This window comes from Lactobacillus sp. CBA3605, assembly GCF_002970915.1.
Taxonomy (GTDB): Bacteria; Bacillota; Bacilli; order Lactobacillales; family Lactobacillaceae; genus Lactiplantibacillus.
The window spans coordinates 1,745,393-1,759,673 of sequence record NZ_CP027190.1 but is presented as its reverse complement, the minus strand read 5'-3'; the positions used below and the strand labels follow the sequence as shown (position 1 = coordinate 1,759,673).

Below are 14,281 nucleotides of genomic sequence, written 5' to 3'. Positions count from 1 at the left end.
GTTCGCACGTGGCGAATTAAGCTTCAGTTGTTTCATCTTCAAAGGCGATTTGAACGTTTTTCGTTAACACATCCGTGTAACTGTATGAGACCCGTTCAAAAGAGTTTTCCTGTTGGTCTAAATCAACGACAAATACAGAACGGTACGTTTCTTTCAAGATACCATGACGTTCAGTGGTCTTTTTACGGCCCGCTTGGGCAACGACTTTCATGTGTTGCCCAATGCGAGCGTCAAGCTTATCTTTAATTGCAGCTAGTGAAATTGGCATTCAGAAACCTCCTCATGTGAAACTACTATACTAGCTTTTCACGAAAAAGTCAATATTATATCACAAGGTTTTCTAATGTGCAACTGTTTTATAGGCCAATTAGGCCAACCGCATGTAAGGCATCCGTCAAGGTAATAAACGTATCGACCGTCAGACGTTCCGCCCGAATTTTTGGATCAATTTCAGCCTGATCCAAAGCAGCTTGGATTAACGTTCGTGTTTCTGGTTGTTTCCCAAATAAGCTCTGTAAATTATTCCATAAATTCTTGCGCCGATGGGCAAAACCGGCCTTAACGACCTTAAAGAACGCCGCTTCATCAAATGGCACGTGGGTCCGCGTTGGTAACGCCGTTAACTTCACAATCGCTGAATCCACATTGGGAGCTGGCACAAAAACGGTGCGGGGCACCACTAGTGCAAGTTCTGCAGCCATCCGATATTGGACTGCAATCGTCAAAGAACCGTACGCCTTAGTCCCTGGTTCCGCTGACAACCGATCGGCAACTTCTTTTTGCATCATGACCACAATGTTCTCAAACTTAACATCGCCCGCCAATAAATTCATTAAAATTGGCGTCGTAATATAGTAAGGTAGATTAGCCACCAATTTTAAAGGCCGCGTGGGGTCTAAGTGCGCCTGAATCATTGCCGGTAAATCAGTTTTCAAAATATCTTGGTTAACCACATCAATATTGTCATAATCAGCTAACGTTTCATCTAAAATTGGCAATAAGCGATCATCAATTTCAAAGGCTAGTACTTGATGCGCCGCACGGGCTAAATATTCAGTCAAAGACCCAATTCCGGGGCCGATTTCAATGACATTATCTTCAGGACTAATGTCAGCAATGGCGACAATATTATGCAACACATTTTGGTCAGTTAGAAAGTTTTGACCCAAACTTTTCTTAACACGTAAACCATATGAATTAATGATGGCTTGCGTACGGGCGGGATTTGCAATATCAATTTCTTTACTCATTTTGTCTCCTCTGTGTGTAATTGTGCGACGGCCTGCCAAAAATCAGCTGGTTGCACTTGAAACAATTGCAACCGCTTAGGCAATTGCTTGCCATTCACGTAGCCGATTTTTAGTAATTCACCGAGCTGTTCTCGGCGCTGACGAGCAGCGGGGCCAGCTAATAAACCAGCCTGAATCAAATCAGTTTTAGTAATCAGGGTCGTCGGTTCACTCAAATTTTCAGTGTACAGATTGGCTAAGGCCGTCCGAATTGCTGCTGGACTAGCGTGTTCCACACCTAAGCTCCCACCCGCTTTGGTGGGCACTCCCGCTTTGCGCGGTAAAAAGGCATGCTGGACCCCAGGAACGGCCGCCGAAACAATCCGCCGAATCCGTTCACCTGAGAAATCTGGATCTGTAAAAACAATCACGCCACGGCTAGCTTGTAATCGTTTGATTTGTGCCACGGTCGCCGCTGAAACTGCCGAGCCATTCGTTTCAATCGTATCGGCATTCACCGCTAACGCTAACCGTTTCGTATCGTCCTTACCTTCGACGACAATAACTTCTTTAATCTTTTTCAATCTTAAATAATTCCTCTGCATTTTGATAAGTTTGGGCGGCAATTTCGGTGGGCGTCGTTGCTCGTAATTTCGCCACGGCATTCACCACGTAATGCGTATAACCGGGTTCATTTTGCTTGCCCCGATAAGGTTCGGGCGTTAGATACGGCGCATCAGTCTCAACCAACAACCGATCACTCGGTGTTTGTTGGACCGACGCATGCACGTCATCAGCATGCTTGAATGACGCCACACCACTATATGAGATGTGCATACCCAAATCCAAAAACTTTTTGAGCCATTCCGGGTCACCGTTAAAGCTATGCATGACCCCACCAATATCGCGGACATCAGCCGCCTTTAAAATCTGATAAGTATCTTCAAAGGCGTCACGATTATGCACCGAAATTGGTAAATGTAAGTCTTTAGCAATCGCCACTTGCCGGGCAAAAACCGTTCGTTGCACGGCTTGCGGTGACGTATCCCAATGATAATCCAGTCCAATCTCGCCAACCGCCACAACTTCTGGCAATTGCAGTTGGTCAATTAATTGGGTCTCCGCTGCTTTAGTATAATCTTTAGCATCTTCAGGATGCCAACCAACAATGGCTACTAATTCAGGATACGTGGTCGCTAACTTAATGGCAGCAGCGTTCAATTGCGTATTTGACCCCACAATTGCCATCCGGACCACGTCTAACGCTTTCGCTTGGGCTAAATACTTGGGAACTTCGTTAATAAATTCTTCACTGTTTAAATGGGTATGGGAATCAAAAATCCGCATGTCACGGCCCCTTTCTAACTTTCGTCAACCCGACAACTATCATCGGCTGACCCAAAATGTATCTTAATTGATTTTACCATGCAACGCAAGCACCCGCTAACCGTCTTAGGCCAACCTTTCAACAATCAAACTTCAGTGGTAAAAAAAGAGCTTGGATTTTAATTATCCCAAGCTCTCAAGCAGCCATGTTTATGAAATCAAGGACCCATTCACTAGGTTTTCTGGTACCGTGATTAGTTGCACATCCCCATCATGTTCAGCTGATAGTAACATGCCTTGGCTCATTTCACCACGCAATTTCCGTGGCTTTAAATTACCAACGATGATCACTTTCTTACCAATTAAAACATCTGGTTCTGGATACCATTTGGCAATTCCAGAAAGAATCTGACGATGATCAGAATCACCAGCGTCTAATCGGAATTGTAACAGTTTGTCCGCCCCTTTTAATTTTTGAACGGCAATGACTTCAGCGACTTTTAATTCAACTTTATCAAAATCATCAATCGTCATCGCATCTTTGGTGAGATTAAGCTCAGTTTCAGCGGGGTTCCAATCGCTTTCAACTTCGGCTTCGTGTTTCGCTGCTTCCATAGCGGCCCGACCCTTCTTTTTATCTGACTTGGTCATTTGACCCTTTAAGAAATCAACTTCAGCGTCCATCTCGACCCGTGGGAAAATTGGCGTCCCTTTAGCAACGACCTGCGTTGCGGCTGGTAAGTCACCGAATTTTAATGCGGCTAACGTTAGACTCGCTGGATCTAGGCCCAATTGGGTAAAGATTTCCTTGGGCGCATGCGTCATCACTGGACTAATCAAGCTAGCAATCACCCGCAAACTGGCAGCTAAATGCGCCATCACACTGGCTAGTTGTGCCTTGGCGTCGGCTGCATCGCTTTTAGCTAACTGCCAAGGCGCGGTCTCATCAATATACTTATTGGTCCGGCTAACTAACTTCCAGACTTCACCTAAAGCGTCGGCCAAATGTAACTCATCCATCCGCGCATTATAGGCATCAATCGTAGTTTTGGCCGTTGCTTCTAAGTCGGCGTCAAATTCAGTCACCCCAGTTTTTAAAGCTGGCACTTGACCATTTTCATACTTATTAATCATCGCGACAGTTCGGTTCAACAAGTTCCCCAAATCATTAGCGAGATCATAATTAACCCGGGCAATAAAATCTTCCGGCGTAAATAATCCATCATTGCCGTAAGGCATGGCCTTAATCAAATAATAACGTAGCGCATCCAAGCCATAGCGTTCCACTAAGGTTTCTGGATAAATCACGTTACCCTTTGATTTCGACATTTTACCGTCTTTCATCAATAACCAACCATGACCAAAGACGGTCTTAGGTAGCGGTAAATCTAAGGCATGCAAAATAATTGGCCAGTAAATCGTATGGAATCGCACAATTTCTTTACCCACCATTTGCACATCAGCTGGCCAGTATTGCTTGAATAACTGGTCATCATCCGTTGCGTAGCCTAAGGCAGTAATATAGTTAATCAAAGCGTCCAACCATACATAAACGACATGCTTCGGATCACTCTTAACTGGAACACCCCAAGTAAAGCTCGTCCGAGAAACCGCTAAGTCTTCTAGCCCCGGCTTGATGAAATTATTAATCATCTCGTTCATCCGATTAGCTGGTTGAATAAAGTCTGGGTGGGCTTGGTAATACGCCAACAACCAGTCAGCATACTTACTCATTTTAAAGAAGTATGATTCTTCCTTAACTAATTCAACCTCATGACCACTAGGGGCTTTGCCGCCAATGACTTTGCCATCATCATCATGATACACTTCGGCCAATTGTGTTTCGGTGAAGTATTCTTCATCATCAACGGAGTACCAGCCTTCATAATGGCCTAAATAAATATCGCCCTTTTTAAGTAGACGTTCAAAAATTGTTTGGACAGCTTGTTCATGGTAATCATCCGTCGTCCGAATAAACTTAGTATTGGAAATCTCCAACAATTTCCATAAGTCTTTAATTTGTTTTGCCATCCCATCAACGTAAGTTTTAGGATCAGTATTTAGCTTTTCAGCTTTTTCTTCGATTTTTAAGCCGTGTTCATCCGTCCCAGTTAGGAAAAAGACATCGTAACCCATCGCCCGCTTATAACGTGCTAAAGTGTCACACGCAATCGTCGTGTAGGAGTTCCCGATGTGTAGTTTACCCGAGGGGTAATAAATCGGTGTTGTAATATAATATGTTGGTTTTGTCTCTGCCATGATTTTAATTCCCTTCAACCCGTTATAAATTTACTTATAATATCATTTTAGCTAAATTCTTTCTAATTGTATCATACTTCCTGTTTAGATCACTTAGCGATTACATCCCATGATAACGGTGATACCCTCACTTGGTCAAAGAAAATACTTAGCGCCAATAAATCAGCGGTACCACCAGGACTCAAGTGCCAGTTAATGAGCTGTTGATCCAGACTATTTAACGCTTGCGTCCAGTCCAGGGCCGTCGTTAAGCCTTGATCTAAAATAGCCTGAGCCGCCTGTTGAACCCGTATTAATCCGGACCGCCCACCCCGATGCAAAAGATTGACATCTTCGAGCGTTGCCATTAGATAAACCATTAGTTGCAAATAACGTAAGGTCATTGGTAGCGTAGCGTGCTGTGCTAAAAATGGTAAGGCGACGTTTTGTAACATGGGGTAACCAGCCTCAGCTTCACCACGAATTCCCGTTACCCCTTCCTTTACATAGAGTGCCTCACCATATGACCAATGTGGTTTAGCTAAAACATGCGCAAAATCCGCGGCCGTGATGCCCGTTGTCATCATTTGGACCGTCTTAAAAACCGCTGTAAAGCGCTGCTCACACAATTGCTTTAGTGTTTGCGTCTTTAAACACCATCCCAATGCTCCCAATAAGATAGCGTAAGAAAAATTAGCGCCCTTATGGGTATTAATTTGATGCGTTGCCGCTAACATCGCAGTTTCCCCTTGTGCACCTACTTGCCGCAACGCCGTAAATAAAGTCGTCAGCGTCGGACATGTTGCACCAATCGTCAAGTATTGTTTTAAATATGGTGACCAGGCTTGAATACTGGTCAAAAACAGATCATAGTCCATATCAACATGGGCCCCCGCTGAAAAGGGATCCACTAATCCCGGTTTCGGCGCTAGGGATACCTCAATTAGCAGCGATTGTTGCGCTAAACGTGGCAACACCGTCAAGTCATGCGTATTAATCAAGGTTGTGTGCCCTCATTTCTTTAATGATAAACTGTAGCGATTGTCCCAAATGTTCACGAATAATTAAATTAATCTGAACCTCGTCCTGATTAACCATTGCTTGATAAATTCGCCAATGTTCTTGTAGCGCCAAACCTCGGCGCTCACGAGACACAATTGAGATATCGCGAAAATAAACTAAGTAAGCTTGTAATTTAAAAACGATTGTCACGAGATGGGGCATGTCACAATGCTGATAAATAAACTGGTTAAAATCAGTAAAATAGCTAATCATCATAATATCTGGGACTTCATCCAATTCTCGCTCGGTCTGTTCCAAGAGCTCACGCAACGTTGTAAAATCAGCCGCTGTCATCCGCAACATCGCTTTGCGGGTCGCCAGCGAGTCTAACTCTTTGCGGATATCAAAAATTTCATAAGCATCTTTAATCGTAATACCTCGTACAACCATGCTAACACCAGGAATACTTTCAACTAAATTTTCACTAGCTAACCGTCGCAATGCATGCCGAATGGGGGTCCGACTAACATTTAATTCTTCCGATAACTTTTTTTCATTAATGTGCGTTCCAGCCGAAATGTCACCTAAAATAATCGTTTTCCGTAGCGCATCAAAAAGCGCATCTTTGAGGGGCTTGTTCTGTGACAAATCTAAATTATTAGCAACTGCTTGCACGGTAGCATCCATTTGCTTTTCTCCTATTTCTTTCTATTATATCAGAGTATGTAAGCGTTACCCGGAGTGTGCAAAGAATAGTTTTTTAGACTAAAAAAGCTCGGAGCTGTAATCTCCGGCTTTTTCAGTAACCCTTTTCGTTAACTTTCGGACGTAAACTCAAGTTTAATCTTTTGAACGGGCACATCATAAAACCGATCTTCACGCCGCCCTAAGAAGTCGCGCCCTTGATCTGGGAACAACCCATAAGTTAAAACATCTTCTAAACTATGGGCGTAATCGCCAATTTCAGCTTTGAATTTCGGTAATTGAGGGGCAATGTCATCCGCGGGTCGAGTCGTAATTGGGCGTTCATCACCGATGATTTTCTTGATCATCGCCGGCGCAATTGCCACTGGTGGCCGCCCATATAAGCCACGAACATAGTCTTTTATTTCATTTGGAATTAACTGATAGCGCTCACCGCTCATCACATTCATCAAAGATTGGGTCCCGACCATCTGCGATAAGGGCGTTACCAACGGTGGATAGCCCAAATCAGCACGAACTTTAGGGACTTCATTCAAGACCTGCTCATACAATGCCGCTTGACCCGCATCTTTAAGCTGTGCCAACAAATTAGATAACATTCCACCAGGAACCTGATAACGTAGGGATTTCGGTTGAACGTCCATCACTTTAGGATTTAGACCACCGGCTTGACGAAACCGATCCCGAATTGGCGCAAAATAGGCTGCAATTTCAGCCGCTAACGTTGGATTAACCCGTAAGTCATAACCTAAGTCTTTCAAAGCGACTAACATTGATTCCGTAGCTGGCTGACTAGTTCCACCAGCGAATGGTGAACTTGCCGTATCAATAATATCAGCACCAGCTTCAATGGCTTTTAAATAAGTCATCGTCGCAATCCCACTTGTCGCATGGGTATGGATTTCAATTGGAATCGTGATGGTGGCTTTTAATTCGCTAACTAAATCGTAAGCCCGCTGTGGCGTTAAAATACCCGCCATGTCCTTAATACATAGTGAATCGGCCCCCATCGCCGTCATTTCTTTAGCCAGCTTAACGTAATATGGAATCGTATGAAAGTCACTAGTTGTATACGCAATCGTCATTTGGGCATGCCCACCATATTTTTTGGTCGCAGCTAAAGCCGTTTTTAAGTTACGGGTATCATTTAAAGCATCAAACATCCGAATAATATCAATCCCATTCGCTAATGATTTTTGCACAAAAGCCGTCACAACGTCATCAGCATAATTTTTATAACCCAGAATATTTTGCCCCCGCAGTAACATTTGTAGCTTCGTATGGTGTGTGTGCTGGCGAATAACCCGTAATCGTTCCCAAGGATCTTCATCTAAATAACGTAAACAAGCATCAAAAGTCGCCCCGCCCCAGACCTCTAACGCATGATAGCCAGCTTGGTCTAATTTATCCAAAATCGGTACCATATCCGTGATTGGCATCCGCGTCGCAATTAAGCTTTGCTGCCCATCACGTAAAACTGTTTCCGTAAGTTCAACTTTTTGCTTACTCAAATTTCTCGCCACCCTACTGTGATAATCTCATCAATGGTCCGCTGAACATCAATTAACCCATGCCGACGTGATCGACTACAAACTTTAGCATCTGCACCACAAATCAAACAGGGACGCACCGGTAAATCCAAGCCGTGCCGATTAGTCTGGTGTAACTGGTTATTAACTAATGTTAAGACGTCTAAGTCACACAATTGACTAAAACCAGGAGACTGTTCAATCATAATTAAGTGCCGCTTAACCCTGCTGGCAGTTTGATCCAAAATCAAGTAAAACTCGAAGCCTGTGGCCCGATTAAATTGCCCTGATGCCAGTACTCGCAGCCCATAATATTGATTTAAGTGTGCCAATACCGTTTGGTACGCAGTCACGAGCCGTGGACCGGTTTTAATCGGCCCTGGAATCCGGACGGAAGACCAAATTAAAGTTGTGCCAAGGTAAGTTTGCAACAGCTTTAATTGTTGGGCAGACCGCCAATCCCTAGTCGCTAACATTTGTGGTAAGGTAATGACTGGCCCAGTCAAATTCTGAAATGACTTAGACATTTTTAACCACATCAATTAAGGTCCCATCCCGATATTCAATTAAGGCTACGGTTTGATCACCATGTTCAATCTTAGCTGGTACGCCAGTAATCGCATACGCTCGGTCTTTAAGTTCTGTAATCGTTAATTGAGGAACCTTTAAGTCTTTAAACATTGCAATTAAGTCTGGTCGTTGTGGATTAATCGCAATTCCTAGTTCAGTCACAACCACGTCAACACTAGCACCTGGCGTAATCACAGTCGTTACTGCATCTACAATAGTTGGGATGCAACCACGAACTACCGGTGCAATCACCATGCTTAACTTGCAAGCGGCACTCGTATCACAATGGCCACCGGAAGCACCTCGCAAAACACCATCTGACCCCGTAATAACGTTAACGTTAAAGTCAGTATCAATTTCTAACGCTGATAAGATTGCCACATCTAATTGATTAATGACAGCCCCTTTGCTCAAAGGCGAGGCATACATGGTCGCATCGATTTCATAATGATTGGCATTCTCAGCCAACGAAATGGCTGCTGGGTGATCAAAGTCTTGCACGTCCATCAGCTTATCAACCAGACCTTCTTTTTGCATCTCAACCATTGCATTGGTAATGCCGCCAAGCGCAAAACTCGCTTTAACATTTTGATCAATCATCGTTTGGCGTAAAAAACGGCTCACTGCTAGTGCCGCCCCGCCACTTCCGGTCTGAAAAGAAAAACCAGTTTTGAAATAGCTAGAAGCCGTGATAACTTTAGCTGCATATTCGGCAATTAATAATTCTTTCGGATTCTTAGTAAACCGGGTAGCTCCTTTGGCAATGCCATCTGGATCCCCGATTTCATCCACTTGGACCACATAATCCACATCGGTTTGCGGAATGCTGATGGGGGTATTGGGATAAGGCATTAAGGTATCTGTGATTGCGACCACTTGATCAGCATACTTAGCATCAACCATGGCATACCCCAATGAACCGCAAGTGGCCTTGCCATGGGTACCGTTAATATTGCCATAGATATCAGCACTTGGTGCGCCTAAAAAAGCAATATCAATATGAATATCTCCTCGTACAATTGCCCGGGCGCGACCTCCATGTGACCGAATAACGACTGGATTAGCCATAATACCACTGGAAATAGCCGCACCAACCTTATCACGTAACCCACTGGAAGTAATATTAGTCACCACACCATTTTTGATATGGTCAATTAAGGGCGCATGCACATTAGCAATTGAACTCGGTGCAATGGACAAGTTTTTAATACCCATCTTAGCAATTTCAGCCAACACCAAGTTCATAACATAATCGCCTTCCCGGAAATGATGATGAAATGAAATCGTCATCCCGTCTTTTAAACCAGTCTTAACAATGGCATCGTGAATACTGGCAACTAATTTACTAGTATGTGGCTGAAGTGGCTTTATCCGGCGGGTTGCCTCCTGGTAGTGTTCAATATGTGTAAATTCACCGGTATAGACCCCATATTGCGTTGCATATTTTGCTGGAATCTCACGTTTCACTTGATTAACAACCATCTTTAGTTCACCTCCATATTAGTTGCTTTTGCTAAAGCTAAGACCCGCTCAGCTCGTTCAACTACTGGCTTATCTACCATCTGACCATTCACCGCAATCACGCCAGCCCCTTTAGCTTCAGCTGCTTTAATTCCAGCCATCATTTCTTGCGCTTTTTGCACTTCCTGACTAGTTGGTGCATAAACCCGATTAATAATTGGAATCTGACGTGGATTAATAACCGACTTACCATCGAATCCAAGTTGCTTAACTAATTCAGTTTCACGTTGCAAACCAGCTTCATTGTCAACGTCCGAATAAACGGTATCAATGGCGGCAATTCCAGTAGCACGAGCAGCATGTAAAATATAATTACGGGCAAAAAACAATTCAGCCCCATCCGCGTATCGCCGAGTTTTCTGGCTTGTCACATAATCCTCGGCCCCTAACGCGATACCAATCATCCGATCAGATGCTTGAGCAATTTCACGCGCATTCAAAACACCCTCAGCTGATTCAATCGCAGCCATCATTTTAGTTTTGCCCACGGTTAACTGATATTTAGTTTCAACGGCTGTAATCGTCTCATCAACGGCCACAATATCTTGCGCCGTTTCCGTCTTCGGCAAACGAATGACATCAATTCCACCTAAAATCATTGCTTCGATATCTTGCTTACCACCGGCATTCAAGGCATTCACACGCACCACGGTCTCAACTGCCGTATAATCGAACGTTTTTAAAGCGGAATAGACTAATATACGTGCTGTATCTTTTTCTTTTAATGAAACGGCATCTTCTAAATCAAACATAATCGAGTCGGCGCCATATAAGATGGCATCGCGCAACATCGCCGGGTTGGCTCCTGGGACAAACATCATGGTTCTTCTTAAACGTGCCATGCGTTAATCGCCTCCCAATCATAGTCAGTTTTCCCTTGTAACCGATAAATTGCCGCAATTGTTCGGGCTTTAATCGTACAATCCAAAGCCCCTTTATCAACAGCTATCACTTGAATATCTGTCACACCAAAGTGCTGTAAAGTTTCAATAATTAGCGTCGTAATGTGGGTGCCAAATTGCTTTTTAACGTTACTTTCTAGGTCAACTTGAATGCCACTGATATTCGGTTTGAGGGTAATCATTAAATCACTTGATTCCAAGGTTCCTACGGTAATGGTTTGAGGTGTTTGCATCGTCTAACTTCCTTTCAAGAATTGCTTATTAATGGGTGGTACTTGTTGTGCAACAGTGGCCCAATCACCAACTGCTAGCGCTTGCCGCACGGTAGTTGCACTAATAGGGCGACCAGCTTGTTGTAATCTTGGTACAACCGTCAATGGTAGTTGATCAGCAAAAACTTGAGCCATCTGATCGTTATAAATCTGGGTAACTGGCGAATCCGGTTCTGCGCCAACAAATCGTTGTTGAATAGCCAGCACTGGCTTGATTTTAGTCAAAAATAACGTCGCATCTAAACAGGCTTGCGTTTTTGCAACAGCTAAATTAGCTTGGTCTTTCAAAAAGTAGGCCGGGAAAGTCGCATTCGAAACCAAATAATGGTTTGTTTCTAAAACTACGACCCGCTGATTTATTGCAACTGCTCGCCTAACCATCGCTAAGCGGGTTGCTGTTTTAAATTGAGAACGATCCTCAGAAACAACAAAGACATAAACCACATCACTACTTTTTAAGGCTTGCTCAATTAAATATTGATGCCCTAACGTAAATGGATTCGCATTCATCACAATAGCAGCGGCATTATCACTCGGGCGCTTATGTCGACGCAAGTAAGCTTGATAATCATCAAAATTAGGATAGCCCCATTCTAATAGACTCACTTCGGCCGTCGTAACAATCACCTTAAATCCCATTGCTTCAAAATATGGCGCTGTCTTAGGCTTGGTATACACGAATGCCGCTTCATATTGGGTCTCGGTTAATTGATCCAACAAGGCTTTAATTAGTGGTGCCAACAGGTTTTGCTGAGTAGCCGCTGGGTCAATCGCCACACACTTAATGATGTTTTGATAAAGTGACCCCGTCCCAATTAACTGCGATCCATCATAAATGCCAACCGTATAATCGACCTGCTCATCCGGCACTAATTGTCCTGCGACTAATAACTCACGCCATTGTTGCTTTACACTTGGCTCAAATTGAAACCAGAGTTGTTTTAACACTGTCATATTGGCCTCACTTAGCTGGTAACAGCTTCAATAGCAACTTGGCAATCAGAAAAATAATAAAGAGCACTAAGAAGACGCCACCCATGCCAAAACCCATTAATTCAAACGCAATTTTCAAATTTTCAATCATGGTACCGGCTCCTCTCTACATAAAGAACGATAACAATAGACCACCTGCAATGACCGAGCCAATCTGGCCTGAAACATTGGCCCCCACGGCATACATCAAGACAAAGTTTTTAGGGTCTTCATCTGAAGCCATTTTTTGGATAACCCGACTAGACATTGGGAACGCTGAAATGCCGGCAGCTCCAATCATGGGGTTGATTTTTTCTTGTCGAAAAACATTTAATAACTTGGCAAACAAAACGCCACCAATGGAATCCATGACGAATGCCACTAACCCAAAAGCAATAATCATCAAAGTTTGTAAGTTTAAGAATTGTGCTGCTTGTAATTTCACGGAGATGGTTAATCCTAATAAAATACTGACAATATTAACCAATTCATTTTGCGCCGTAGCTGCTAACCGATCCAAAACGCCACATTCCCGCAATAGATTGCCAAACATCAAAAAACCAACTAGCGGTAACGAGATTGGCGCAATAAAGCCCGCCAGAATAGTGACGATTATTGGGAACAGAATCTTTGTCGTTTTAGAAACACTTTCAGCCTTATAAGTCATTCTAATTTGACGTTCTTTTTTGGTGGTGACCGCTTTAATCGCCAATGGTTGGATAATAGGGACTAATGCCATATATGAATAGGCTGCCACCGTAATTGGTCCCAGTAAGTTTTGAGCTAACTGGTTAGAAACAAAAATTGCAGTCGGCCCATCTGCCGCACCGATAATACCAATCGAGGCGGCTTCTTTAATATCAAAACCACATAAAACGGCTACGATAATGACAAAGAAAATTCCAAATTGAGCCGCAGCGCCAAATAAGAGCATAAATGGATTTTGTAATAAGGGACCAAAATCAATCATGGCACCAATCCCGATGAAAATTAATAATGGAAACAACTCCGTGGTAATACCGGCTTTAAAGAGAACATCTAAGACCCCTTCTGCTTTAGTTCCTCCAACGATTTGCGTTAAAACGCCTGTATCAGGAAAGTTCACCAAAATAGCGCCTAGTCCCATTGGAACTAGTAAAGTTGGCTCATATTCTTTTTTGATGCCTAAATAAATTAAGATGCCACCAATTAGCATCATCGCAATTTGGCCTAAGGTAATTGACGTTATCCCTTGAATCAATGTCTCCACAGTCTTACTCCCTTCAACTAAGTTTAATTAGCGCGTCACCGGCATTGACCGTATCATTTTTAGTCACATAGATGGCGGCTACTACTCCCGCTTGATTAGCCACAATTTCATTTTCCATTTTCATCGCTTCTAACACCATTAGTGGTTGATTTTCGGTCACTTGATCACCAGGTGCCACTAATATTTTTATAATTGCCCCTGGCATTGGTGCTACCATCGCAGTAGTATCCGCAGCTGGTTGTGAGGATTTAACTGGCGCTACCGTTGCAGCTACTGGGGCTGGGACCACTGGTTGTGACGAGCGACCACCAATTTCTTCCATTTCAACTAAATATTCTTTACCGTCAATTGTAATTTTGAATTTACGTAACATTAGTGCCGGTCAACTCGCTTTCTAATTGATTTAATAACAAATGTGCCATCGCCTAGCTCTAATGCACAACTACTGGTGATAATGCTCACCAATTGGGCCTCAGGATTTTGAACAGATAACTGTTTTAAAACCAAGTGACTATTCGGCGCTTGATCAGTCACCACGCTAGCGGCGATTAATGCCGGCATGACTTGTTCATGGGGATCAACAGCAATATATTCTGGCACGACCTCCCACTCAGCATTATTCAGTTCATTAATTTTGCTACCCACAGCTGGCAAAGGCTTCGTGCTTGGTACCGTCGAATGATGAAATAATTGTTGCAAAAAATTGGGCATCCTTGTCACCTCCTTATCACGGTAGTCAGATGAATCGCTTTCATTTGTTACTAAC

At 43.4% G+C, this 14,281-nt stretch carries 17 protein-coding genes; all 17 read right to left on the bottom strand.

What is annotated here, in order from left to right:
• Nucleotides 1-16: 16 nt before the first annotated feature.
• Nucleotides 17-268 carry a Veg family protein gene (locus C5Z25_RS08435; RefSeq protein ID WP_105449757.1) on the bottom strand — a complete coding sequence of 84 codons (252 nt, stop codon included), beginning with the start codon at nt 266-268 and terminating at the stop codon, nt 17-19.
• An 88-nt stretch (nt 269-356) separates the two neighbouring features.
• Nucleotides 357-1,250 (bottom strand): 16S rRNA (adenine(1518)-N(6)/adenine(1519)-N(6))-dimethyltransferase RsmA, encoded by an 894-nt coding sequence (rsmA, locus tag C5Z25_RS08430; protein ID WP_105452237.1) that lies wholly within the window; start codon nt 1,248-1,250, stop codon nt 357-359.
• Entirely contained in the window at nt 1,247-1,813 is a 567-nt protein-coding gene (rnmV, locus tag C5Z25_RS08425; RefSeq protein ID WP_105449755.1) for a ribonuclease M5, read from the bottom strand. Before rnmV ends, rsmA begins: the two co-directional genes overlap by 4 nt.
• On the bottom strand, nt 1,800-2,576 hold the full coding sequence (locus C5Z25_RS08420; RefSeq protein ID WP_105452236.1) for a TatD family hydrolase: 777 nt from the start codon (nt 2,574-2,576) through the stop codon (nt 1,800-1,802). Before C5Z25_RS08420 ends, rnmV begins: the two co-directional genes overlap by 14 nt.
• A gap of 189 nt (nt 2,577-2,765) precedes the next feature.
• Entirely contained in the window at nt 2,766-4,814 is a 2,049-nt protein-coding gene (gene metG, locus C5Z25_RS08415; protein WP_105452235.1) for a methionine--tRNA ligase, read from the bottom strand.
• Nucleotides 4,815-4,903: 89 nt separating this feature from the next.
• Nucleotides 4,904-5,794: a triphosphoribosyl-dephospho-CoA synthase CitG gene (gene citG, locus C5Z25_RS08410; RefSeq protein ID WP_234002731.1), complete on the bottom strand. Its 891-nt coding sequence runs from the start codon at nt 5,792-5,794 to the stop codon at nt 4,904-4,906.
• The gene (locus tag C5Z25_RS08405) at nt 5,787-6,482 is read right to left on the bottom strand and encodes a GntR family transcriptional regulator (RefSeq protein ID WP_105452234.1); all 696 of its coding nucleotides are present in this window, start codon (nt 6,480-6,482) and stop codon (nt 5,787-5,789) included. The genes citG and C5Z25_RS08405 overlap by 8 nt, the downstream gene beginning before the upstream one ends.
• Before the next feature lie 128 nt (nt 6,483-6,610).
• Nucleotides 6,611-8,011 (bottom strand): oxaloacetate decarboxylase subunit alpha, encoded by a 1,401-nt coding sequence (locus C5Z25_RS08400; RefSeq protein ID WP_105452233.1) that lies wholly within the window; start codon nt 8,009-8,011, stop codon nt 6,611-6,613.
• A complete protein-coding gene (citX, locus tag C5Z25_RS08395) occupies nt 8,008-8,556 on the bottom strand; it encodes a citrate lyase holo-[acyl-carrier protein] synthase (protein WP_158682931.1) in 549 nt (182 codons plus the stop codon). The genes C5Z25_RS08400 and citX overlap by 4 nt, the downstream gene beginning before the upstream one ends.
• Nucleotides 8,549-10,081, bottom strand: a complete 1,533-nt coding sequence (gene citF / locus C5Z25_RS08390) for a citrate lyase subunit alpha (protein WP_105452231.1) — start codon at nt 10,079-10,081, stop codon at nt 8,549-8,551. Before citF ends, citX begins: the two co-directional genes overlap by 8 nt.
• Before the next feature lie 2 nt (nt 10,082-10,083).
• A complete protein-coding gene (locus tag C5Z25_RS08385; RefSeq protein ID WP_105452230.1) occupies nt 10,084-10,962 on the bottom strand; it encodes an aldolase/citrate lyase family protein in 879 nt (292 codons plus the stop codon).
• Nucleotides 10,950-11,255 carry a citrate lyase acyl carrier protein gene (gene citD / locus C5Z25_RS08380; RefSeq protein ID WP_105452229.1) on the bottom strand — a complete coding sequence of 102 codons (306 nt, stop codon included), beginning with the start codon at nt 11,253-11,255 and terminating at the stop codon, nt 10,950-10,952. Before citD ends, C5Z25_RS08385 begins: the two co-directional genes overlap by 13 nt.
• A gap of 3 nt (nt 11,256-11,258) precedes the next feature.
• The gene (gene citC, locus C5Z25_RS08375; RefSeq protein WP_105452228.1) at nt 11,259-12,248 is read right to left on the bottom strand and encodes a [citrate (pro-3S)-lyase] ligase; all 990 of its coding nucleotides are present in this window, start codon (nt 12,246-12,248) and stop codon (nt 11,259-11,261) included.
• 7 nt (nt 12,249-12,255) lie between these two features.
• Nucleotides 12,256-12,378 carry an OadG-related small transporter subunit gene (locus C5Z25_RS12740; RefSeq protein ID WP_255414756.1) on the bottom strand — a complete coding sequence of 41 codons (123 nt, stop codon included), beginning with the start codon at nt 12,376-12,378 and terminating at the stop codon, nt 12,256-12,258.
• A 15-nt stretch (nt 12,379-12,393) separates the two neighbouring features.
• A complete protein-coding gene (locus C5Z25_RS08370) occupies nt 12,394-13,515 on the bottom strand; it encodes a sodium ion-translocating decarboxylase subunit beta (RefSeq protein ID WP_105452227.1) in 1,122 nt (373 codons plus the stop codon).
• 13 nt (nt 13,516-13,528) lie between these two features.
• A complete protein-coding gene (locus tag C5Z25_RS08365) occupies nt 13,529-13,888 on the bottom strand; it encodes an acetyl-CoA carboxylase biotin carboxyl carrier protein subunit (protein WP_105452226.1) in 360 nt (119 codons plus the stop codon).
• A complete protein-coding gene (locus tag C5Z25_RS08360; RefSeq protein WP_105452225.1) occupies nt 13,888-14,226 on the bottom strand; it encodes a hypothetical protein in 339 nt (112 codons plus the stop codon). Before C5Z25_RS08360 ends, C5Z25_RS08365 begins: the two co-directional genes overlap by 1 nt.
• Nucleotides 14,227-14,281: the final 55 nt, after the last annotated feature.

Bases quoted from the DNA above. Each gene is read 5' to 3' on its own strand.
- C5Z25_RS08435 (WP_105449757.1), bottom strand. From the start codon at position 268: ATGCCAATTTCACTAGCTGCAATTAAAGATAAGCTTGACGCTCGCATT.
- rsmA (WP_105452237.1), bottom strand. From the start codon at position 1,250: ATGAGTAAAGAAATTGATATTGCAAATCCCGCCCGTACGCAAGCCATC.
- C5Z25_RS08420 (WP_105452236.1), bottom strand. From the start codon at position 2,576: ATGCGGATTTTTGATTCCCATACCCATTTAAACAGTGAAGAATTTATT.
- metG (WP_105452235.1), bottom strand. From the start codon at position 4,814: ATGGCAGAGACAAAACCAACATATTATATTACAACACCGATTTATTAC.
- C5Z25_RS08405 (WP_105452234.1), bottom strand. From the start codon at position 6,482: ATGGATGCTACCGTGCAAGCAGTTGCTAATAATTTAGATTTGTCACAG.
- citX (WP_158682931.1), bottom strand. From the start codon at position 8,556: ATGTCTAAGTCATTTCAGAATTTGACTGGGCCAGTCATTACCTTACCA.
- citF (WP_105452231.1), bottom strand. From the start codon at position 10,081: ATGGTTGTTAATCAAGTGAAACGTGAGATTCCAGCAAAATATGCAACG.
- C5Z25_RS08385 (WP_105452230.1), bottom strand. From the start codon at position 10,962: ATGGCACGTTTAAGAAGAACCATGATGTTTGTCCCAGGAGCCAACCCG.
- citD (WP_105452229.1), bottom strand. From the start codon at position 11,255: ATGCAAACACCTCAAACCATTACCGTAGGAACCTTGGAATCAAGTGAT.
- citC (WP_105452228.1), bottom strand. From the start codon at position 12,248: ATGACAGTGTTAAAACAACTCTGGTTTCAATTTGAGCCAAGTGTAAAG.
- C5Z25_RS12740 (WP_255414756.1), bottom strand. From the start codon at position 12,378: ATGATTGAAAATTTGAAAATTGCGTTTGAATTAATGGGTTTTGGCATG.
- C5Z25_RS08365 (WP_105452226.1), bottom strand. From the start codon at position 13,888: ATGTTACGTAAATTCAAAATTACAATTGACGGTAAAGAATATTTAGTT.
- C5Z25_RS08360 (WP_105452225.1), bottom strand. From the start codon at position 14,226: ATGCCCAATTTTTTGCAACAATTATTTCATCATTCGACGGTACCAAGC.